Below are 20,986 nucleotides of genomic sequence, written 5' to 3'. Positions count from 1 at the left end.
ACTGATTCATCATTAGTTGCGTATTTACGTGTGATTTAATAAGTCATCTACTTGGGTGAATAGCCAGTTTACGAACGCCAATTTTAAATCTTTTAAATTACTAATAGAGTTTGTCTAATCGGTTGTGTGCTCAAGTAAACCAATAATGCTGTAGTAAGAAGTTATATCAAGCGTTATATGCAGGTATTGCTTAGCAAAATTGCCAATTAAAAAAGTAAGATGATGCTGCATAAAAGAGCTACTGCATTTATACGTAACTTACCGTCTGGCGCATGTTTTAAAGCTTAGTTGCTTCTTCTCCTGTATAAAATATTTAGCCCTTCGTTACCATAACCTACAAGATAAATTCGAGATTCAGCAAGCATAAAGTCTTAGCTGTTAACCTTGAAACTAAAATTAATGACCTCATACTTGTTATGAGGTCATTAATTGTTAAGTGACAGTCATAATGAGAAGTAAAAGGTGTATTTCGTAAACTATAGGGCGTGTTGACCTTTGGTTGTTGAATTTGCAGTAGTAAGTTTGGTTTTTAGGCAAGGCAGAGCCTATGTAGTGTGGTTGTTCCCCATAAATAGGCGATAACGCAGCATAAAAACCAAACATACACTGCCCGTTGGGTTCTTTCTAGGAGCGATTAACTCTTTGTTGCTCGGTTTTTACTTAGCCCACTAGGTTACAAACCTCGCGCCGCGATTAAATCGCCCCTAGATTGAACAAATTTCAATCCACAAAGGACAACACGCCCTAGTGAAGTTTGTATTTCAAACCGATTATTTTATAAGGATAAACCATGACAAAACGTGTAATAGAAATGCCAGAACTCGGTATGGGAACATTCCGCTTAGAGGGCGACACTGCCTATAACTCAGTAAAAATGGCGCTCGAAGTTGGGTTTCGCCATATTGATACCGCACAAATTTATGGCAACGAAGAGCAAGTAGGCCAAGCTATAAAAGATAGTAATATTCCGCGCAGTGAAATATTCTTAACCACCAAAGTGTGGAATAACAAATTAAATAAAAGCGACTTTATCCCAAGCGTTAAAAAGTCACTTGAAAAGCTACAAGTTGATTCGGTCGACTTACTACTAATTCATTGGCCATCGCCTGCTAACGACGAGCCAATGAGTGAATACCTCACTGAATTACTAAAAGCGAAGCAACTTGGTTTAACTAAGCACATTGGTGTATCAAACTTCACCATTGCAAACTTAAATGAAGCAATGCAAACACTTGACTCGCGTGAAATATTTACCAATCAGGTTGAGGTTCACCCATATTTAACTAATACTAAATTACGCGCATTTTGTGCTCAGCACGACATTCATGTAACAGCATACATGCCATTTGTAGTAGGCAAAGTACTTAAAGATCAAACCATTATCGACATTGCTAAAAAGCACGATGCAAGTCCAGCACAAGTTGTTTTAGCATGGGTTAACGCCAGCGGTATGACGACAATTCCATCATCAACTAAGCGTAAAAACTTAGAAGATAACTTTAACGACCACGTTAAATTAGATGATGAAGACATAGCCCGCATTGATGGTCTTGATTGCGGCGACCGCCAAGCAACACCAGAATTTGCGCCGCAGTGGGATCAGTAAACTTACCTCAAACGCAAAGTTTAACTAAATATTTTAAGGTGTAGATTATCTACACCTTAACTTTTAAAAGGAATACACATGTTAACGGTTATAGCGGCACTGTCGTGCAAAAATATTGATGCAGATGTAATGCTTACAGCACTTGAAAACTTACAAAAGTCATCGCGCCAAGAAGTAGGGTGCTTACGTTATGAACTATCGGTAAAAAGTGATGATGAACATACAGACTATGTAGTTAGTGAACAATGGGCGTCTGACGAGCACTTTGAAGCGCATAAAAACGAGCCACACTTTAAAGCGTTTGGTACGCAAGTTACTGGGCTTTTAACCAATAGTAGTATTGATGTATATAAATCAATTGGTTAAATTCTTTTTATAGTGCCTATTATGGTACGTATTAAAATACTTAGCTAAATTACATATCATAAAGTAAATACTCAAATAGGTGCTGTTAACCTACATCACCTTTTATTCTTACACTCTAACCTGCCTAAATACTCTACTTCCCCAATATACCAATGAAACCTATTAGGACTCTTTTTTGTTAATGCACAGTGCGTCGAAATCAAAAGAGGTTCATAACACTATTAAAAGTCATTTTGATATCACAACCCACTCTAATAAATAGCCTATTTAATTTGTTGTTTACATTATAGTTCTCTGGTGTAAATTATAGAAATATAATATGGCATTTTAGTCAGCCGTAAATAGCCCGAGTGGTACTCAATATGAGGCTTAAAATAGCAAACTATTTATATATTTTTTGTGTATTATATTTTTAGAGCTGAGTTAATTAAACTAATAATGGAGACATGGATATGGAAATTAATAAATCTAATCAATCTATTCTTATTTTTGTAATCCCTTTATTAACTGCGTATTTTGGATCAAAAGTCATATTTCACTTATTTGCTTTTGAGTATCTTGTGTTTACAGATACTTTTGACATTCTAAAGCTACTCATTGATATTAGTGTATTTGGAGTGTTGTTCTATATTAGTTCACTGGGTGTTGGTTACTTCATCAGAGCTAAAACATAAGTTTTTTAATCATTAGCTGGTAAATTGCTAGCTAAAAAAATCACAGCCAATAAAGCCTTAACAGCTTTAAACTGTATAATTTATATGGAGATAATAATGAAAAAATTAATCGCAATAGTAGCGTTGTTAGGCTTTGCCTCATTTGCACAAGCTAATGATAGTTTTATAGTGAATGCCAAATTTTATGATAATAAAAACTTAATTGGTTCACCTATTTTAGTAGTCAATTCAAACGAAGAGGCGTCAGTTTCAGTTGATAATTCGTATAGTTTTGCTCTTACAGTAACGCCAATTGATGATTCTACTGTTAGTTTAGCAACTGACCTAAAACTAGGTGGAAAACATATGGCTCCCTCTTTAGTTGTTGAACTAGGCAAAGAAGCAAGTATTAATATTGATGGTAAAGAACTTTCAGTTTTAGTAAGCAAATCAAGCAGCTAATAAGTTAAAAACTAGGAATATAATTAATGAGAAACTCAAGAAATGAGATAGTAAAATATGGAGTCTCTTTTGGTACGGCCCTAGCAATTGCTATTTCATGGAGTGCTAACGAGTCTGTGTTATGGGCAATTTTGCATGGTTTTTTATCTTGGTTTTATGTTATTTGGCATGTAATCACGCGATAAGTGCTTTCGCGTGTGCACTGATTGATTATGTAGATTGCGGTCAATGTGAATACTCGAGCAATTACCATCTAAAACAAATAAGTCAAAAATATAAAAGGAATAATTAATAATGAAAGGTGCTGGTGGAAGCTCTGGTGGTATTGGGCATTTTTTTATTGGTTTAATTATGATGTGCGGTGGCTTTTATATGCTGCTAAACGCAATTTCGGTGACCTCTAATTTTGGACTAAGTTCTCGCATTTATAGTGTTAATGCTTTAGGTGGCTTTGGCGTTACAGCCGGCATGGTTATGATCCCATTTATTTTTGGTGTGGGTCTGATTTTTTACAACTCTAAAAATATTTTAGGCTGGGTGCTATCTCTAGGCTCGTTAACCGCACTCATATTTGGCGTTATATCGAGTGTGCGATTTAGTATGCGAACTATGACGTCGTTTGATTTGATTGTTATTATAATTTTAGCGTTTGGCGGCTTAGGGCTATTTTTACGATCGCTTAAATCTATTGATACTTAAATAATTACCACGCTTTGTTTTAAATACAATTTTAATTATAGGCATTTAACATGATGTTCTAATGCCTAAGCTAATACATTAATAATATAATCCTTCCTATTTACTGCTTAACCAGTAACGTATTTTAAAGAGATTTATGTGAACAACTCAATACAGCTAAAACTAATTGCTACTCACTTATTAGCACAAAGAGATGAAAACCCAGCACGTTCAAACTTTCCTAAAGAGTTAGTACTAGACTCGACTGACGATGCAATAGAAGTACAAAAGTTGATGATTTACTTAAATGATCAAACAGTATATGGCTGGAAGTGTATGCTGCCTTTAGATAATGGCTCAATTATATTAGCGCCTCTTTTACATGCACCTATAAAACAAGCTGAAAATTGCCCACTGTATACAACAAAAAATAAAGCGCTTATTGAACCAGAAATTGCATTTATTTTGCAAAGCGATTTACCAAGTAATAATACCTATACAAATGAAAATGTGGATACTGCATTTGCCAGCGCCCACTTGGCACTTGAGCTTATCCAAAAAAGGTTTGATGAGGGCACTCCAAGCACTCACATTGAAAAGTTGGCCGATGGTTTATCTAATCAAGGTGTGTATTTAGGCCCACAAATAGATAAAACTAAAGCGTATAACGCAAGTACTGTAAATATTAATGTTAAGCAAACTGAGATGGAGTTAAACCTGGCGGGTGTGCATCCTGCAGAGCTTGCGCAGCTTCCACTTTATTGGGCGGTTAATTACTTATCAGCAAAGGGAATTAATTTAAAAGCAGGGCAAGTGTTTATAACAGGTTCTTATTGTGGTGTTGTTGAGCTTAATACCAATGAGCAAACATGTATTACATATGAAGATTTGAATACATTTAATGTGACATTTTTATCCCATTAAGCGAAGTACTCATTTTAACGGTCATAATAAAACAACCCACTAATTAGTGGGTTGTTTTATTAGGCTAAATTTTAATTATTTTATTTTAGAGAGTAATGCAGAATTTATTACGAGATTTCGTACGCCGTGAGCGTGATCTTCGTTAAAGGTGTTACTTTCACACCATTTGCCAACACTGTTTATATCAACCTTTGCTACTTTTGGTTTAACTGACCATGTTACTTGAAAAGGAGAGCCTGTCTCGTTGTAACTAGGACCAGTAGTTGAACCGCTATAAACAACCGATTTACCCGTATTTGTAGGTGTAGCAATAGCTTGATAGTAACCATTAACAGATGACACGGAGCTTATTTGAGCAAAATCAAGTGCGTTAGCATCGTTTACTAATACATATACTTGAGCTTCAACACGTAGTTGCGGATTTTTAATCGAATCACTTAAACAACTCCCCAAGGTAGGGCCTGGTTTTACAATTGCTGACGTATGAACGTTATGAACCTCAATGGTATCGCCAACTAAAAGCGCGCCGTGATCGCTCGGACAAATTTCAATTTTTGCTGGTTTACTTTCACTTTTAGTTAAAGAGCCTGAATATAAGTAGCCACTTTTAAAGCCTTTTCCATTACCATTTCCGGCATATTTACTAAACTCGCCACCGGCATGTTCAGCATTTTTATGAAAGTGTATATTACATAAATTCATATTTGATGAAGTTGGGGCATGAGAGAAAACTACGGTGTTTTCGCCTTTATAATTATCAATATTGCGTGGAGATTGTGGGCCAAAGCCTTTATTCGCAGTGTTTTTAGCAAGTGCTGCACGCTGCATTTTTATTATGTCGTCATTTGCTATTTCGTTGTTAACTTTAGCTAGCGTATTAAAAGACAGGATAGTGATTACAGCAGAAATTACACTTATTTTTGTTTTGATTGTCATTGAGTCAGTGCCTTTAAATCATGTTTTACGTAACAATTAAGTTAACAGATCTTGTTTTTCGTAAAATAATCCTAAAATGATAAATAATCAAACTAATGCAAAACTATTTTATAGATAAATCGTATTTTAAAATAAGTGCATCTATATAGCGGGTGCGTAATGTGTGTTGTTTTTCATGATCGGCGCCATGCCCTAATGCTTTGTTTAAAAGCTTCATGGCGGGGTGCAGTAGCGCTCTTTCTTCTTGGTTTAAGCTCGCTTTACTGCGCAGTTCTGTAATGTCGTCAACTAATAGCCTGCCAATATCTACCGAGACTATTTCGTCTATTAATCCATTTTGAGTAAGCACGCCGTACTTACTGCATAAAAACTGTTGCCAAATTTGCTGCAAGTGCTCGTCTATTTCGCAGCCAAATAGCTCTTCGCTAAACGTAAACCCTTGCTGAGCGAGTTTAGTTAGGCTTGCAGTATATTGCTGTGCAAAATAATTAAAAGCATGGCTTGATGATTCTATTTTTTGTTTTAAAAGACCTTGACCCCAATTAACACAGCCGCGCGGGTAATAGTCGTCATACTCTTCGCATTCATACAAACCTGAATATGAGCTGCAGCTAAGTTGACTTTTAATACAGTAACTTGGTTTTGGGAAAACACTTCGCTCTTGCCAAGCTAAAAGTGTATCTGCATCTATATTTAATGCTTGGCACAGTTCATCGGTGTTATAAAAATGAGTTGCTAAGTAGTCAGATAAACGCATAAAGCCTCTGGTATCGTTAAAAATAAAATACTGTTCATATATACAGTCGTTTATTTTGTATTACCAAACTTAATAACACAAGAAATTTTATAATTAAATGTAGGCTTACACCTCCAAAAGTACCGGCAATTATGTTACAAATAGCGCAAGTTTTATAAATAATGATTTTTTATGCGCACCCTAGACCAAATTAAACAAGCAAGCCTTATTACAGCTATTAAAACGCCATACTTAGCAAACGGTGAAATAGACCTAGCAAAGTACGATGAACTCGTAGAAATACAAATTGCAGCAGGCGTTGACGGCATTGTAGTTGGTGGCACAACAGGCGAAGGCCAGTTAATGAACTGGGAAGAGCATTTAATGCTTATAGCGCACAGTGCAAACAAGTATGGTGACAAACTGGTTATTGTCGGTAATACCGGTAGTAACAACACCCGTGAAGCGATTAAAGCAACTAAATATGGCTTTGCCAGCGGTATGGATGCAGCACTGCAAATTAATCCATATTACGGACGTACGTCTATTGCGGGTGTTAAAGAGCACTTTAAGCGCGTACTTGATATTGGACCTGCCTTTATTTACAACGTAGCAGGGCGAACAGGTCAAGACCTAACACCTGATATTATTGAGCCACTCGCTAAACATGAATATTTTATTGGTGTAAAAGAGTGTGGCGGTAATGAACGTATTGCCCATTATGAACAACAAGGTATTGCATGTTGGTCGGGTAACGATGACGAAAGTCACGATGCGCGCCACACACATAAAGCGCACGGTGTTATCTCGGTTACTTCTAACTTAATACCTGGGTTATTCCGTCAGTTAATGGATACTAAAAATGATGAGTTAAATACATCATTACAACCATTAATGAACTGGTTGTTCTGTGAACCAAACCCGATTGCTATTAATACCGCGTTGATGATGACAGGTGCAGTAAACCCTGTATTTAGATTACCGTATTTACCACTTAGTGATGAGCAGCAAGCTCAAGGCGAAGTATTAATTAATGAGTTAAATAACAACGATGTTGTTGGCGGCACAGCTAAGTGTATAAAGCAGGACGATATAGCCCTCCTTTCCTAGCAATATGAGCAAGCACTGAACAAAGTGTTAGTTCAGTGCTTTTTGTTAATGATTATTTACTTCTATTGCTAAAATCGGTAAAATTCCTTCCCTTATATCTTATAAAATATGCAGAGCTGTGAAATTTGTTGTTGAAGAACTCGCTATATGGATAAAGCCCGAACAGCGACAAATAAAAGAGAGTAATTGGTTTGATTCCTCTGTATTAAATCTTAGTTGGGTGCCTGCTATGCAGCGACGCCGAATGACTTCCTTTATTAAAATGGCACTCTTTAGTGCTCATCAAGTAAGCACTCAAGGTAACTACGTTAATTTACCGAGTGTTTTTTCTTCTCGCCACGGTGATTTTCACAAAACGTCTAACTTACTTATTGATGTAGTAAATGATCAGCCACTGTCGCCCACTGGTTTTGGGTTAAGTGTGCATAATGCCGCATCGGGACTTTTTGGGATAATACAGGGTAATACAAGTGCTACAAATGCTATTGCTGCAGGAGCCGAAAGCTTTATTTATGCACTCGTAGATGGCTTTGTAAGACTTGCTGATAACGATCAGCAACACATGTTAATAGTTCATACCGATGAGACTCTCCCCGATATTTACGCTCAGTACGCCGATGAACAGCAAATAGCACACTCTATTGGTTTAATAATAAGAGCGCCGCAAAAAGGCGAACCCCATTTTAGTTTAAACAAAGTATTTAATACGGGCATGGAAAAAAGCGACTTACCAATGAGTATTCAATGCGCTAAAGCTTTGTATGAGCGAAGCAATACATTACTTGTTCATAACACGCTTGAGCACGATTGGCAGCTTACATACCATGCTTAAAAATGTACAAAGGCTATGTGGGTTGATTTGGCGGACTATTGCTACTGCATTTTGCTTTTCAGTTTTTGGAATGGGTGGTTTAGTATTAGCCTTTATTGTTTTTCCTGCTCAGCGCCTATTTCAAAGTGACTCAGTTAAACAAAAGATTAAGGCTCGAAAAACAGTACATTACAGCTTCAAATTGTTTGTTAGTTTAATGCATGTAACGGGCGTTATTCGATTTCATGTTAACGATAAAGCAAAAATTGAAGGCTTAAAAGGGCAACTGATATTAGCAAACCATCCTTCTTTAATTGATGTTGTTGTCTTAATTTCGGTAGTAAAAAATGCAGATTGCGTAGTAAAGGCGCATTTATTTAAAAATCCTTTTATGCGCGGCGTTATTAAAAGCACCGGCTATATAAGTAATGACGATCCGCAGGAGCTATTACGAGAGTGCGAGCGCAGTTTGCAAAAGGGTAATAACTTAATTGTATTTCCTGAAGGGACACGGACAGAGCCTCACAAAACATTAAAGTTTAAACGAGGCGCTGCAAATATTGCAATTAGATGTCATGCGCCCATTACTACTTTTTTAATTAAAATGAAGCCAAACACTTTAACCAAGGGCACACCTTGGTATAAGGTCGCGCCATATCAGGCGCATTTTACAATGGGGCTTGCGAGCCAGCAGTTTAATTGTGCAACGTACGACAGCGATATGCCTGCGATGCAATCACGCCAATTGACTAAAGATTTACAACATTATTTTACACAAGAGCTAAAAAATATATGAGCGAATTAAAAGAACAAATAAAACAACTGATTATCTCAAGCCTTGACCTTGAAGACATGACCACTGCTGACATACAAGATGATGACGCTTTATTTGTAGATGGCCTAGGACTAGACAGCATAGATGCATTAGAGCTTGGTCTTGCGATAAAGAAGCAATTTGATGTGAAAATAGATGCAAACTCTGATCAAACTAAAGCGCACTTTGCCTCAGTTAATTCTTTAGCAAAATTTATTGAACAAGCACGTTCTTAATATATAAAAGTAGGAAGAAAGATGAAAACCGCTGCTGAAATTTATGATGTATTACACGGCATTTTAGAAAACGAATTTGAAATAGACCCAGAAGATATTAGCTTAGAGGCTAACCTGTACCAAGATCTTGATTTAGACAGTATTGATGCAGTTGACTTAGTTGTGAAATTAAGAGAAATCACAGGTAAAAAAATTGAGCCTGATGCCTTTAAGCTTGTGCGCACAGTGCAAGACATAGTCACCGAAATAGAAAAGTTAGTTAACTAATACTATGTTAAAAGCAGTTTTAACAACGTTAATTATGATTTGCTTGGCTTGCTACCCTATTATTGTGTACGTAGGCCTTACGCGTTTTAATAGTCAGATTATTACAGTATTACTGCTATTTTTACTCGGGCTTAGACTTTGGTTAAGCAGAACCTTGTTTGATAAAATGCCGTGGTTAAAGCCCGCTACATTTTTAGCAGCCATTACTATTTTGATTTCCAAGGTAATGGATAGCGACTTAGGGCTGCGTTTGTATCCCGTAATCATTAATTTAGTTATGTTAGTTGTGTTTGCGTATTCTTTGTATAAAGGGCCTTCTATTATTGAAACCTTTGCGCGCATTACTGAGCCCTCACTTGATGAAAACGGTGTAATTTATACAAAAAAAGTAACGCTAGTGTGGTGTGTGTTTTTTGTATTAAACGGTGGTATTGCCCTGTACACCAGTATTTTTAGTAGCCTAGAAACTTGGGCTTTTTATAATGGTTTTATTGCTTACTTAGGCATGGGCGCATTGTTTGCGATAGAGTGGCTAGTCAGACAAAAAGTAAAAAGGAACGCCGGTGTTTAATGCTTTTCAAAGTAATGCGATAAGAACATGTTTTAATCATACTGATAATGATATTTCGGAGCGTCAGTTTGTTAGTGATATAAACGAAGTTTTAGCAAAGCTATCAACGTTAAATGCTAAATCATCGGTTGTTTTATACACCACAGACACCTACAAATTTGCCGTGTACTTATTTGCTTTGGCACTACACGGAAACACAGTGATTTTGCCGCCTAATGGGCAACCTGCAACGTTAAACTCCTTGCTTAAACAAACACCTTTTTTTATTGGTGAGTCTGAATTAGTAGCCGATTTAGAGGCTGATTTTTTAGATATAGGAACCTTAGTCAATCAACCTCACTTTGTATCTATTGAAACAATTAAATGGCCTCAAGAAGGCACAATTGTTTTTTACACGTCGGGCTCGTCGGGTAAAGCAAAGCCAATTGTAAAAACGTGGCAGGTAATAAATAAAGAATTAAGTACATTAATTAATAGCTACGCACTGATTGATAATCCTATTTTTATAGCGAGTGTTTCGCATCAGCATATATACGGCTTATTGTTTAGATTGTTGTGGCCATTACGTGCAGGAAAGGTTGTAAATACAGAGCTATTGCATTACCCAGAACATATAGCTACAAAGCTCAAGTTATTTAAAAAAGTAGTGTTTGTTTCAAGCCCAGCGCAGTTAAAACGGTTATGTATTGATAATGTTTTAGTGGATGATAAGTCTCATTTACAATGGATTTTCTCATCAGGTGGACCGCTATTAAACGAAGATGCTGTATCGTTGTTTACGCAATTAAATAAACCAGTTACACAAGTTTTTGGTAGTACCGAAACCGGTGGCATTGCATATCGACAAGTTACTTCACTTGAAAAGGTTAGCCTTTGGCAGCCATTTTCGGGTATTAAAGTACGGGCTTTGGACGATCAGCGTTTAATTTTAAACTCACCGCTCGTTCGCGACAAAAATTACCCTTTAGATGATAGAGGCGAAGTACTTAAAAATGGTCAATTTAGATTATTAGGCCGATTCGATCGAATTATAAAATTAGAAGAAAAGCGATTAAGTTTAGATGAGCTAGAACAACATTTGTGTACTAGTGAGTGGGTAAGTGAAGCTAAAGTAATCGCCTTGCCTGGTGAGCGATTAATTGTAGGCGCTATTGTTGTGCTTACGCATAAAGGGCAGGTTTTTTTTAATGGTGACGGTAAGTTAGCTACAAATAATTTATTAAAAGCGCATGCATTAGCGCGCTTTGAGCGAATTTGTATCCCTAAAAAGTGGCGTTTTGTAGAGCAATTACCATACAACTCACAGGCAAAGTTAAATTTAAAAGCATTGGAGAGTCTTTTTGCAAAAGTTGACTAAAACACAGCCTGATTTACTGTCTTGTGAAAAAGCAGAGCAAAAGTATAAATTAAGCTTACTAGTCCCTCATGATTTAGATTATTTCAAAGGACATTTTACGGATGGCCCAATACTCGCAGGTGTTGTGCAATTAGACTGGGCTGTGGCTGCAATTTGTAAATATTATAATGTTCAGCAACCTGTTAAAAATGTTGAAGTATTAAAATTTCAGGTAGTGATTACCCCAGGTATAACAATCGAATTATTGCTTGAGCAAAAAGCAGAGAATAAATATACCTTTTCGTATAATTCAAATAAAGGACAGCATGCATCTGGCCGTGTTGTTTTTGATAGCCTGATAAATGAATAACTTTTGTATTGTTATCCCAAATTATAATCACGTCACGGTTATTGATGATGTACTGAGCCAATTATCGTCATTTAATCTTCCTATTATTATGGTTGATGACGCAAGCAACGTCGAAGCTAAAAATGTGTTCAGTAAGCTTGATGCAAAACACGCGCAGTTGAGTGTAGTTACCCACGACGATAATCAAGGCAAAGGCGGCGCGGTACAAACAGGCTTAAAGCAAGCATATAAGCTAGGATTTTCGCATGCGATACAGGTTGATGCTGATGGGCAGCATGACTTATCTGACATTAAAAAACTAATAGCGCTTTCAAACGCTCAGCCTAAAGCGCTTATAAGCTGTTGCCCAATATATGACCATTCAGTGCCTAAACACCGTTATTTAGCACGTTATTTAACGCATGTTTGGGTATGGATTGAAACGTTAAGTTTTACAATTGTAGATTCGATGTGTGGCTTTAGAGTGTATCCGCTTGAGCAAAGTACAAAGCTAATTGATGAGGTATCGCTTGGAAAACGCATGGATTTTGACCCCGAAATTTTAGTGCGTTTATATTGGCGCAATGTGCCTTTTGTATTTTTACCTAGCCAAGTAATTTACCCTGAAAATGGGCTTTCTCATTTTCAGCCATTACACGATAACGTGCGTATTTCGTGGTTACACACCCGCTTGTTTTTTGGAATGTTGATTCGCTCTCCTGTGTTAATTTGGCATAAATTAAAGAGGCGTTATGGCCGCTAAACACTGGTCTAAAATGCAAGAGCGCGGTAATTTCTTAGGTATTCAAATACTGTTGTTTGCTCATAAATTACTGGGTAGAAAAGGGCTGTGGATTGTTTTGTTTCCTGTGGTTTTTTATCTTTTTTTAACAGGAAAAGTAGCGCGTGTAGCATCTAAAACGTTTTTAGCGCAGGTTAATGTTTACCAAGGCTGCAAACAACCTGTTACGTTTAAAATGCAATTAACGCACTTTTGCAGTTTTGCAGATAGCGCATTAGATAAAATTGATGCTTGGCTTGGGCGAATAACCCAACGTGATATTAAATACACTAATGAGCATTTATTTGCTGAGCTAGATGAGCAAAATCAAGGGGCTATTTTTATAGGTTCCCACTTGGGTAATTTAGAGGTGTGCAGGGCACTTAGCCAGCACCGCAGCAGTAAAAAAATAAATGTACTGGTGTTTACCCATCACGCTGTTGAATTTAATAAAATGCTTAAAAAGATTAACCCAGATGTGTCGGTTAATTTAATACAAGTGACTGATATGGGGCCTGACTTAGCTATTTTACTAAAAGAAAAAGTAGAGCAGGGAGAAATAATCGTTATTGTTGGCGACAGAACAAGCACAACAACGGCTTCTCGGTCGGTACAGGTACCATTTTTAGGCAAAAATGCCCCATTTTCACAGGGGCCTTTTATATTAGCCGCGCTGCTTGATTGCCCTGTTTACTTTTTGTTTTGTTTAAAAGATAAAAAAAGCAAAAAGTATCAAGTGATATTTGAACATTACAGCCAATCATTAAAAATGCCTCGACGAGAGCGACAGCAGGCGCTAACACTTATTATTACTGACTATGCACAGCGTTTGAGTTATTACGCAGCTTTATATCCTTATCAGTGGTTTAATTTTTACGATTTTTGGAAAAGTGATCAGCAGGTAGTGCGCGATCAATCAATGGAGAACAAGTGTGACTGAACAAAATATACAGCTTTTTGGCAATCAGCGATTATCAATTGAAGGTATTGTTCGAGTTGCCTTTAATGAAACACAAGTGCAATTAAATAGCTGTGAAAATTTTAGCGTTAAAATTAATAGCGCTTTGCGTTTTTTAGACACACTTTTAAAAGAAGATGGCGTGATTTACGGCGTTACTACTGGTTACGGTGATTCTGTAACGGTGGCTGTACCCCTTGATTTAGTTGATGAATTACCTCTGCATTTAACTCGCTTTCACGGCTGTGGACTCGGGGATGTATTTAATAAAGTTCAAGGGCGTGCAATTTTAGCTACCCGCTTAACATCACTTTCACAGGGCTACTCTGGTATTAGCTGGGAAATGCTGCACCTACTTAAAGATTACTTAAATAACGATATAGTGCCTGTGATCCCGCAAGAAGGGTCAGTAGGTGCCAGTGGCGATTTAACACCGTTATCTTACGTTGCAGGTGCGATGGTAGGCGAGCGTGATGTGTTTTACAAAGACCAAGTACGTAACAGTGCAGAAGTTATGAAAGAAGTTGGCTTAGAACCACTAACACTAAGGCCAAAAGAAGGTCTTGCCGTTATGAATGGCACCGCGGTAATGACTGCATTAGCGTGTTTAGCGTTTGATAGGGCTAATTACTTAGCTAAACTGGCGAGCCGTATTACTGCATTATCAAGTTTAGCGCTTAAAGGAAATAGCCATCATTTTGATGAGATATTATTTTCAGTTAAGCCACATCCTGGGCAGCAACAAATTGCACGTTGGATAAGAGAAGATTTAAACCATCACGATCACCCTCGTAATGCAGACAGACTTCAAGATAGGTATTCAATCCGTTGTGCACCCCATGTTATTGGTGTGCTGCAAGACAGTCTTCCGTTTTTTAGGCACATGATAGAAAACGAGCTTAACTCAGCAAACGATAACCCAATAATTGACGGCCAAGGTGAGCATGTATTACACGGCGGGCATTTTTACGGAGGTCACATTGCAATGGCAATGGATAGCATGAAAACAGCCGTTGCAAACCTTGCTGATTTAGCAGACAGACAAATCGCTTCTTTGGTTGATACTAAGTACAACAATGGGCTACCTTCAAACTTGTCTGATAGTGCACCAGAGCGCCGTTATATTAATCATGGTTTTAAAGCGGTTCAAATTGGCTGTAGTGCTTACACTGCAGAGGCATTAAAACTAACCATGCCGGCCAGCGTTTTTTCTCGCTCTACGGAGTGTCATAATCAAGATAAAGTGAGTATGGGAACTATTGCGTCTCGCGATTGTTTACGTATTTTACAGCTAACAGAACAAGTGTTAGCAAGTACGTTATTAGCAAGTATTCAAGGTGTTAGATTGCGTATAAAACAAGGCGATCTTGAGTTTTCGACTTTAACGCAAGATATGCAAAACATGTATACCGATATAACTGATTACTTTGAAAACCTCACTGAGGATAGACCAATGGAAGCCGTGCTAAGGCAAACAATAGGGTATATTCAAACTAAACGTTGGGCGTTGTATGAATAGTAAAGGTGCATTATTAACGCATGTGGTAGAAATTGAAATTCCATTTCATGACTGCGACCCAATGAATGTTGTATGGCATGGTAATTACCCACGTTATTTAGAAGTAGCGCGCTGCGAGTTACTGCGTTTATTTGATTATGATTACCCGCAAATGCATGAATCGGGCTACGCGTGGCCAATTGTTGATATGCAAATAAAGTATGTTGCCTCAGCAGTATTTACTCAAAAAATTAAAGTAGCGGCTTATTTAAAAGAATACGAGAATAGACTACGGATTGATTACGTAATCACTGACTCGCTAACTAATAAGCGTCTTACTAAAGCCTCAACCACGCAAGTTGCGGTTGAGGTTAGCTCCAAAGAAATGCAATTTGAATCACCCGCTATTTTATTTAATAAGTTAAAAGCGGTTTTGAATTAAATTTTTATTTTATAGGCGATTAAATGAATTTTTTAAAATGTTTTACATTGAGCATAGCCATTAGCTTTTTACTGTTTTGCTCTGTAGTAAATGCAGCAGTTATTAAAGGTGAGTTTAAGCAATATAAACAATTTAATGGATTTGCTAAGCCTTTTATTTCGTCGGGTGTTTTTTCGTTAATTGACGAAAAGCTAATTTGGCAAGTGAAAATGCCTGTTGAGAGTATGCTCATAATAGAAAACGGCAAAGTGCTTGCACAAAATGCCAATGGTGAGTTAATACCACAACCCGGTAGCGGGCAATTTGTAGGATTACTGAGTGACTTACTTAGCGTAAATATGAGTGCGCTGGAAACACGTTTTGACATTGCTAAAATGCAAGACAGTTGCACACAGTTAACACCAAAAGAAGCGATGCTACAGCAATTATTTAGTGATTTTATTTTATGTGAAACTGCTAAGCAAGTGAGCAGTATTACACTAAATGAGCACTCAGGAAATAACACAAAAATTGAGTTTACTTATTCCAAATAAAATTATGTTTTTAAATAATGCAGTGGTTAATTAAGGGAATAGTGCAGTGACAAAACGAATTACCGTTATTGTAGGGTGGTTTAGCAGTTTAATTTTACTTTTTGCTGCAGCTTTTTGGCTGTCTAAACCAACGTTTAGCGCCGATATGTTTAGCTTATTGCCAAAGTCGCACTCCCAAATTGCACATGCGGAAGATGTTTTTTTTCAGCAAAATGCTAACCGTATTATGTTCTCGTTTGTAGGAAATAATAAAAATAAAGCATTTGATGATTTCCAAAAATGGCTTGACGATAATGCAATTAAAAGCACATTTAACTTTCCGTCCGTTAACGATTTAGCGCAAACATTCTCACCTTTCAAACATGCGTTATTAAGTGATACTTACAAGCAAACATTAAGCAAAAAAACAACGTTTGAACATTATTACCTTGAGCAATTAAATCAGTTAGGCAACCCATTTGTAAGTGCTACCTTAAGCAAAGATACAAGTTTGAGCTTAGCGGCATTTATAGAAGATAACTTAAAACAAAGCCAATTGTTTACGCTTGAACAAGGTCGTTTAACTCGACGTTTAAAAGGCGTTGAATACCGTGTCATTTTGGCAAACTTAGCGCCCGAAAATTTAGGGGTTAATAAATCAATTGATTTAGCTGGCGCGATAATTAAACAGATAAATATACTTAATAAAACCTACCCTGATTTAAGCATTACTTACTCTGGTGTGCTATTTCATACGGCTGAAAATGCTAAACAAGCTAAATACGAGATGAGCCTGTTTGGTGGCATTAGCTTATTAGCCCTTATTGCTATGGTATTTTGGGTATTTAGGCGTTTAAACAGTATTTTATTAGCAAGCTTTAACGTACTGAGCGCACTTATTGGTGGCGCTATCGCTATGGTGTTGCTGTTTAATACTATTCATTTATTAACGCTTGTTTTTGCAGTTACCTTGATTGGTATTGCCATTGATTATGCATTCCATGGTATGACTGACTTAGCCAAAAAAGAGCATGAAAAAGGCTACAGCAAAGGGACTCAATCTGCGCTTTTACTCTCTCTTATTACGACTACGCTGGGTTATTGCTGCTTACTAGGTGCACCACTAACGTTATTATCTCAAGTTGGTGTGTTTGTTATTGCGGGTTTAGTGAGTGCTTGGCTATTTACAGTTTTAGTTTTGCCATTGTGGCAATCTACACTCACGTTATCGCCTTCGAGTTTATTGATGAGTCAAAAGCTCATTAAGGTTTTTTTATACTGCAATAGTTTAAAAAAGCCAATACTCATTACATTATTAGCCCTTATAAGTGCGTTATTTTTAATAAAACCTATTAGCTTTAATGACGATGTAAAGCTATTAAATGCAAGCTCCGAACATTTAATGCTAAATGAAAAAAAGCATTTGTTATTACTTGGGCAATGGGATAGCCAAATTGTTTTTATGTTTGCAGATAGCGACGAAGCGCTATTACAAAAACAAGAACAGTTTTTAAAACGCTTAACCCAACTAAACCCTAATTTTAAACATAATAGCATTAGCCATTGGTTGCCTAGTTTACAAAAGCAGAGGGATAACCAAGCCTTGTTTGAACAGGCTAAAAACAAAGGGACTTTGGATATTGCAGAGCGCATTACAGGGCAAGCGTTAGTAAGTACAAAAGCGCCCTTATTAACTTATGAAACACTCGCCACGAGTACATTTAAACCATTACTGCTTTCTCAAATGGTTGTTGAGTCAGAACAATCGATAACGTGGGTGTCTATTTCGGGTATTTCATCTGATCAACTAATTAATGAGGTTGAAAAAAACAATGGAATTTACCTTTATAATAAACCTAAACAAATTACTGCTTTATTAAGTGATTACCGTGAATATTTACTGTTAAGCCTAGTGCTTGCGGGTTTTATTAGTTGGCTGCTTTTTAGTTGGCGATTTACGATTAAGATAGCGCTGCTGCAGGTGACCATTTTATCTGTTGTGGTGTTGAGCATGCTTTGGGTATGTAATGCGATTCAAGGTAGCTTGTCGTTATTTAATTTGCTCGGTGCGTTACTTGTTATTGCCTTAGCAATTGATTACCTCGTTTTTTATCAAATAAATAAGTTAGAGCCCAAAAATGTGTTAGCGATTAGCTTATCGGCTGCGTCATCAATGTGGGTATTTGGCATGTTGAGTGCATCTGATACACCGGCTATTTTTAGCTTTGGGCTGAGTGTAATGGTAGGGGTTTTAGCTATTTACTTTTTATCACCGCTGAGTGTTTTAAAGCCTCAAAAGGAACAATAATTTGAATAACCTTGAGCAGTACGATGTTGTTGTTATTGGCGCTGGGCCTTCTGGTGCATTGGCTAGTAGTCTTTTAGTTCAAAAGGGATGGCGGGTACTGGTACTTGAACAGCAGGCGTTTCCACGTTTTTCAATTGGTGAAAGCTTACTGCCGCAATGTATGGCGTACTTAGAAGACGCGGGCTTAATCGATACACTACATAACAATGCAGCGGCTTTAGGTTTTCAGTTTAAAGATGGCGCTGCTTTTCATCGGGCAGGGCAAAATACAACTATAAATTTCACTGAAAAATTTACTAAAGGCCCAGGCACTACGTATCAAGTGAAAAGAGCCGACTTTGACAAATTATTAGCAGACAAAGCACAAGGACAAGGCGTAGAAATCAGATATAAGCACACGGTGATTGACTACTGTGACGAGCCAAATGGTGCATCATTAGTGGTACACAATGAGCAGCAGCAAGCTTATCGCGTTAATGCCCGATTTGTATTGGACGCAAGTGGCTTTGGGCGTGTATTACCAAAATTGTTAGATTTAGAGCTTCCCTCTAACTTTCCTGTTCGAAGCGCTTATTTTAGTCACTTTAAAGACAATATTAGTGATACAAGCTTCGATCGAAATAAAATTTTGATTACCGTACACCCTCAATATTCTGACGTATGGTATTGGCTTATTCCCTTTAGTGATGGTACTGCGAGTATTGGGGTTGTGGCGCAGTCAGAGCGTTTTAATGATGATGAATCTAGCGATTTACTAAATCAATTTATAGAGCAAGACCCTTATTTAAAAACACTGTTAGCACAGCGTGAGTTATTAACTCCAGCAAAAAATATAAAAGGCTACTCGGCAAATGTGAGTAAGTTATATGGTAAGCACTTTGCTTTATTGGGTAATGCGGGGGAATTTTTAGACCCGGTATTTTCATCAGGTGTAACAATTGCACTCAAATCTGCAAATTTAATTGCCCCACTTGTTGATCGCTATTTAAAAAACGAAGTCGTCGATTTTGACGCTCACTACGCACAGCCATTACAAGCTGGAGTCGATTGTTTTAGAACATTTGTAACAGGGTGGTACGATACGCGCTTTCAGGATGTGATATTTTACTCTGAACAAAATACTCAGGTGCGAGAAATGATTAGTGCTATTTTAGCGGGTTACGCATGGGATACAACTAACCCATTTGTTGCACAAAGTGAACGCCGTTTAAATGTGTTGGCTCAGTTATGTCAAAATTAATTAAGTATGCGGTGTGTAGTGCATTTATATTTGTTGTATTGAGCGCATGTACGAGCTTTACAGCATCTAAAAATAGAGTGTATCTATCACCTAATATTCAATTAAATATTAATAGCGTGCCAGCACAAATGTTTGATAAGTCTTGGCAGCATGTTTTGTATATTACGAATCAGCAAAACACACACACTGTATTTGCCCAATTAGCTATAAATGACAAAGGTGCAATTAAGTTATTGTTAATGACAGTGCAAGGCTTTCCGATTATGGAGCTTGAAAAACCTTTAAATGGCCCAGTAAAAACACGAAATATGCTGGCGGTAGAAGGGATAGACCCTCATTATATTTTAGCGGATATTGCATTAGTACATTGGCCAGTAGCATTTTTACAAAAGCAGTTAGAGGGTGCTTTAATAGAGCAGGTTGGCTCTAATCGGGAAGTATTTAACGATGAGGGTACATTTATCACCATTGACTATAGTGATGAGTCGACAACGTTGAACAATATTTTACATCAGTATCAAATAACATTTAAAAAGGTAGAACAGTGACATATTGGCTGAATGATTTAGGCATTGTGAGTGCGATGGGCATAGGCCAAGATGCAACCACAACAAGCTTAAATAAATATAACCCTGCAACTCCTTTATTAACTTTAAATAAAAGTTTAAGTGCTGAGCAAACCCCGCTGTATGTCGGGCAAGTTCAGTCTATTGCTTTATCAAATAATAAACGTATCAATACATTTATTGATCTAGCTTTAGAGCAGATTAAGCCAACCTTAGATAAAATTTCGCATATTGATAAGTCGCGTATCGCAATTGTAATGGGTACTAGTACATCAGGTATTCATGATGGCGAAAGAGCGCGTAAAAGCTATGAAAGTACAAAACTCTGGCCTGATGACTTTAGTTACAGTGATCAAGAGTTAGCAACACCCGCTCATTACATTGCACATAAAATAGGGGCTCTAGGGCCTTGTTACAGTATTTCTACTGCATGCACGTCGAGTAGCAAAGCGTTAATTAGCGCCCGAGCTTTGCTAAATGCTGATTTAGCCGATGTGGTAATTTGTGGTGGTGCGGATAGTTTGTGCCAATTAACAATTAATGGCTTTGACTCGCTCGCTTCTTTAAGCTCGGGTTTATGCCAGCCTTTTTCTAGCACCAGAGACGGCATTAATATTGGTGAAGGGGCCGCTTTATTTGTAATGACTAAAAATACGCCAATAACAAATAACGGCGTTATGTTACTAGGCAGTGGCGAAAGCTCAGATGCGCATCATATGTCAGCCCCCGATCCTAATGGGATGGGCGCCCAAGCCTCAATGGAAAAAGCACTAAAAAGCGCAAAGTTATCCTGTGGTGATATTGATTATATTAACGCTCACGGTAC

The 20,986-nt window shown here is 37.4% G+C and carries 25 protein-coding genes (1 of these 25 only partly in view); 23 read left to right on the top strand and 2 right to left on the bottom strand.

Annotated elements, in window-relative coordinates; translation table 11 throughout:
* The first annotated feature begins 790 nt into the window (after positions 1-790).
* The 6 genes from dkgB (at position 791) to L654_RS0115910 (ending at position 4,689) form a co-directional block, all read left to right on the top strand.
* The gene (gene dkgB / locus L654_RS0115935) at positions 791-1,606 is read left to right on the top strand and encodes a 2,5-didehydrogluconate reductase DkgB (protein WP_024591732.1); all 816 of its coding nucleotides are present in this window, start codon (positions 791-793) and stop codon (positions 1,604-1,606) included.
* 78 nt (positions 1,607-1,684) lie between these two features.
* On the top strand, positions 1,685-1,972 hold the full coding sequence (locus tag L654_RS0115930; protein WP_002958660.1) for a putative quinol monooxygenase: 288 nt from the start codon (positions 1,685-1,687) through the stop codon (positions 1,970-1,972).
* Between the two features lie 452 nt (positions 1,973-2,424).
* Positions 2,425-2,646 carry a hypothetical protein gene (locus L654_RS0115925; RefSeq protein WP_007580848.1) on the top strand — a complete coding sequence of 74 codons (222 nt, stop codon included), beginning with the start codon at positions 2,425-2,427 and terminating at the stop codon, positions 2,644-2,646.
* Between the two features lie 96 nt (positions 2,647-2,742).
* Complete coding sequence (locus L654_RS0115920; protein ID WP_024591734.1) at positions 2,743-3,087, top strand: hypothetical protein; 345 nt, start codon at positions 2,743-2,745, stop codon at positions 3,085-3,087.
* A gap of 294 nt (positions 3,088-3,381) precedes the next feature.
* Entirely contained in the window at positions 3,382-3,786 is a 405-nt protein-coding gene (locus L654_RS0115915; protein WP_024591735.1) for a hypothetical protein, read from the top strand.
* A 138-nt stretch (positions 3,787-3,924) separates the two neighbouring features.
* The gene (locus tag L654_RS0115910; RefSeq protein WP_024608421.1) at positions 3,925-4,689 is read left to right on the top strand and encodes a 2-keto-4-pentenoate hydratase; all 765 of its coding nucleotides are present in this window, start codon (positions 3,925-3,927) and stop codon (positions 4,687-4,689) included.
* 75 nt (positions 4,690-4,764) lie between these two features.
* On the opposite strand, the gene L654_RS0115905 is transcribed toward L654_RS0115910, so the two are convergent.
* Both L654_RS0115905 and L654_RS0115900 read right to left on the bottom strand, forming a co-directional pair.
* Positions 4,765-5,625 (bottom strand): delta-class carbonic anhydrase, encoded by an 861-nt coding sequence (locus L654_RS0115905; RefSeq protein ID WP_033027889.1) that lies wholly within the window; start codon positions 5,623-5,625, stop codon positions 4,765-4,767.
* A gap of 103 nt (positions 5,626-5,728) precedes the next feature.
* On the bottom strand, positions 5,729-6,382 hold the full coding sequence (locus L654_RS0115900; RefSeq protein ID WP_024591738.1) for a DUF6058 family natural product biosynthesis protein: 654 nt from the start codon (positions 6,380-6,382) through the stop codon (positions 5,729-5,731).
* Between the two features lie 171 nt (positions 6,383-6,553).
* On the opposite strand from L654_RS0115900, the gene dapA reads away from it, so the two are divergent.
* From dapA to L654_RS0115815, 17 genes are all read left to right on the top strand, one after another.
* Positions 6,554-7,471, top strand: coding sequence for a 4-hydroxy-tetrahydrodipicolinate synthase (gene dapA, locus L654_RS0115895; RefSeq protein WP_024608419.1), 918 nt, complete (start codon positions 6,554-6,556; stop codon positions 7,469-7,471).
* 118 nt (positions 7,472-7,589) lie between these two features.
* Positions 7,590-8,303 (top strand): beta-ketoacyl synthase chain length factor, encoded by a 714-nt coding sequence (locus L654_RS0115890; RefSeq protein WP_173585785.1) that lies wholly within the window; start codon positions 7,590-7,592, stop codon positions 8,301-8,303.
* Complete coding sequence (locus L654_RS0115885) at positions 8,296-9,078, top strand: lysophospholipid acyltransferase family protein (RefSeq protein ID WP_024591741.1); 783 nt, start codon at positions 8,296-8,298, stop codon at positions 9,076-9,078. The genes L654_RS0115890 and L654_RS0115885 overlap by 8 nt, the downstream gene beginning before the upstream one ends.
* Complete coding sequence (locus tag L654_RS0115880; protein WP_007580830.1) at positions 9,075-9,332, top strand: phosphopantetheine-binding protein; 258 nt, start codon at positions 9,075-9,077, stop codon at positions 9,330-9,332. The genes L654_RS0115885 and L654_RS0115880 overlap by 4 nt, the downstream gene beginning before the upstream one ends.
* Before the next feature lie 21 nt (positions 9,333-9,353).
* Positions 9,354-9,599, top strand: coding sequence for an acyl carrier protein (locus L654_RS0115875; RefSeq protein ID WP_002958648.1), 246 nt, complete (start codon positions 9,354-9,356; stop codon positions 9,597-9,599).
* 4 nt (positions 9,600-9,603) lie between these two features.
* A complete protein-coding gene (locus L654_RS0115870; RefSeq protein ID WP_002958647.1) occupies positions 9,604-10,170 on the top strand; it encodes a hypothetical protein in 567 nt (188 codons plus the stop codon).
* Positions 10,163-11,527 (top strand): AMP-binding protein, encoded by a 1,365-nt coding sequence (locus L654_RS0115865; protein ID WP_024608418.1) that lies wholly within the window; start codon positions 10,163-10,165, stop codon positions 11,525-11,527. Before L654_RS0115870 ends, L654_RS0115865 begins: the two co-directional genes overlap by 8 nt.
* Complete coding sequence (locus L654_RS0115860) at positions 11,511-11,876, top strand: thioester dehydrase (RefSeq protein WP_024606158.1); 366 nt, start codon at positions 11,511-11,513, stop codon at positions 11,874-11,876. Before L654_RS0115865 ends, L654_RS0115860 begins: the two co-directional genes overlap by 17 nt.
* Positions 11,869-12,618: a glycosyltransferase family 2 protein gene (locus L654_RS0115855; RefSeq protein WP_024608417.1), complete on the top strand. Its 750-nt coding sequence runs from the start codon at positions 11,869-11,871 to the stop codon at positions 12,616-12,618. The genes L654_RS0115860 and L654_RS0115855 overlap by 8 nt, the downstream gene beginning before the upstream one ends.
* Entirely contained in the window at positions 12,608-13,576 is a 969-nt protein-coding gene (locus tag L654_RS0115850) for an acyltransferase (RefSeq protein WP_024608416.1), read from the top strand. The genes L654_RS0115855 and L654_RS0115850 overlap by 11 nt, the downstream gene beginning before the upstream one ends.
* Positions 13,569-15,113 carry an aromatic amino acid ammonia-lyase gene (locus tag L654_RS0115845; RefSeq protein WP_024608415.1) on the top strand — a complete coding sequence of 515 codons (1,545 nt, stop codon included), beginning with the start codon at positions 13,569-13,571 and terminating at the stop codon, positions 15,111-15,113. Before L654_RS0115850 ends, L654_RS0115845 begins: the two co-directional genes overlap by 8 nt.
* Entirely contained in the window at positions 15,106-15,534 is a 429-nt protein-coding gene (locus tag L654_RS0115840; protein ID WP_007580812.1) for an acyl-CoA thioesterase, read from the top strand. Before L654_RS0115845 ends, L654_RS0115840 begins: the two co-directional genes overlap by 8 nt.
* Positions 15,535-15,557: 23 nt before the next feature.
* Positions 15,558-16,067 carry an outer membrane lipoprotein carrier protein LolA gene (locus L654_RS0115835; protein WP_024608414.1) on the top strand — a complete coding sequence of 170 codons (510 nt, stop codon included), beginning with the start codon at positions 15,558-15,560 and terminating at the stop codon, positions 16,065-16,067.
* A gap of 46 nt (positions 16,068-16,113) precedes the next feature.
* A complete protein-coding gene (locus L654_RS0115830; RefSeq protein WP_024608413.1) occupies positions 16,114-18,354 on the top strand; it encodes a transporter in 2,241 nt (746 codons plus the stop codon).
* A 1-nt stretch (position 18,355) separates the two neighbouring features.
* Positions 18,356-19,594: an NAD(P)/FAD-dependent oxidoreductase gene (locus tag L654_RS0115825; RefSeq protein ID WP_024608412.1), complete on the top strand. Its 1,239-nt coding sequence runs from the start codon at positions 18,356-18,358 to the stop codon at positions 19,592-19,594.
* Positions 19,582-20,142 (top strand): DUF3261 domain-containing protein, encoded by a 561-nt coding sequence (locus L654_RS0115820; RefSeq protein WP_024608411.1) that lies wholly within the window; start codon positions 19,582-19,584, stop codon positions 20,140-20,142. The genes L654_RS0115825 and L654_RS0115820 overlap by 13 nt, the downstream gene beginning before the upstream one ends.
* Positions 20,139-20,986: the 5' portion of a beta-ketoacyl-ACP synthase gene (locus L654_RS0115815; protein WP_024608410.1), read on the top strand. It continues 328 nt past the right edge of the window; 848 of the gene's 1,176 nt are visible here — the first part of the coding sequence; it begins with the start codon at positions 20,139-20,141; its stop codon lies off the right edge, out of view. The genes L654_RS0115820 and L654_RS0115815 overlap by 4 nt, the downstream gene beginning before the upstream one ends.

Origin of the sequence: Pseudoalteromonas sp. TAB23, assembly GCF_000498075.1 — a bacterium.
GTDB classification, from domain to species: domain Bacteria; phylum Pseudomonadota; class Gammaproteobacteria; order Enterobacterales; family Alteromonadaceae; genus Pseudoalteromonas; species Pseudoalteromonas arctica.
Note: the sequence above shows the minus strand (reverse complement) of the source record. Positions and strands in the feature narration are given on the sequence as shown.

Excerpts from the sequence above, each read along its gene's own strand:
- dkgB (WP_024591732.1), top strand. The coding sequence starts at position 791 with ATGACAAAACGTGTAATAGAAATGCCAGAACTCGGTATGGGAACATTC.
- L654_RS0115930 (WP_002958660.1), top strand. The coding sequence starts at position 1,685 with ATGTTAACGGTTATAGCGGCACTGTCGTGCAAAAATATTGATGCAGAT.
- L654_RS0115925 (WP_007580848.1), top strand. The coding sequence starts at position 2,425 with ATGGAAATTAATAAATCTAATCAATCTATTCTTATTTTTGTAATCCCT.
- L654_RS0115920 (WP_024591734.1), top strand. The coding sequence starts at position 2,743 with ATGAAAAAATTAATCGCAATAGTAGCGTTGTTAGGCTTTGCCTCATTT.
- L654_RS0115915 (WP_024591735.1), top strand. The coding sequence starts at position 3,382 with ATGAAAGGTGCTGGTGGAAGCTCTGGTGGTATTGGGCATTTTTTTATT.
- L654_RS0115905 (WP_033027889.1), bottom strand. The coding sequence starts at position 5,625 with ATGACAATCAAAACAAAAATAAGTGTAATTTCTGCTGTAATCACTATC.
- L654_RS0115900 (WP_024591738.1), bottom strand. The coding sequence starts at position 6,382 with ATGCGTTTATCTGACTACTTAGCAACTCATTTTTATAACACCGATGAA.
- dapA (WP_024608419.1), top strand. The coding sequence starts at position 6,554 with ATGCGCACCCTAGACCAAATTAAACAAGCAAGCCTTATTACAGCTATT.
- L654_RS0115885 (WP_024591741.1), top strand. The coding sequence starts at position 8,296 with ATGCTTAAAAATGTACAAAGGCTATGTGGGTTGATTTGGCGGACTATT.
- L654_RS0115880 (WP_007580830.1), top strand. The coding sequence starts at position 9,075 with ATGAGCGAATTAAAAGAACAAATAAAACAACTGATTATCTCAAGCCTT.
- L654_RS0115875 (WP_002958648.1), top strand. The coding sequence starts at position 9,354 with ATGAAAACCGCTGCTGAAATTTATGATGTATTACACGGCATTTTAGAA.
- L654_RS0115870 (WP_002958647.1), top strand. The coding sequence starts at position 9,604 with ATGTTAAAAGCAGTTTTAACAACGTTAATTATGATTTGCTTGGCTTGC.
- L654_RS0115855 (WP_024608417.1), top strand. The coding sequence starts at position 11,869 with ATGAATAACTTTTGTATTGTTATCCCAAATTATAATCACGTCACGGTT.
- L654_RS0115850 (WP_024608416.1), top strand. The coding sequence starts at position 12,608 with ATGGCCGCTAAACACTGGTCTAAAATGCAAGAGCGCGGTAATTTCTTA.
- L654_RS0115840 (WP_007580812.1), top strand. The coding sequence starts at position 15,106 with ATGAATAGTAAAGGTGCATTATTAACGCATGTGGTAGAAATTGAAATT.
- L654_RS0115835 (WP_024608414.1), top strand. The coding sequence starts at position 15,558 with ATGAATTTTTTAAAATGTTTTACATTGAGCATAGCCATTAGCTTTTTA.
- L654_RS0115820 (WP_024608411.1), top strand. The coding sequence starts at position 19,582 with ATGTCAAAATTAATTAAGTATGCGGTGTGTAGTGCATTTATATTTGTT.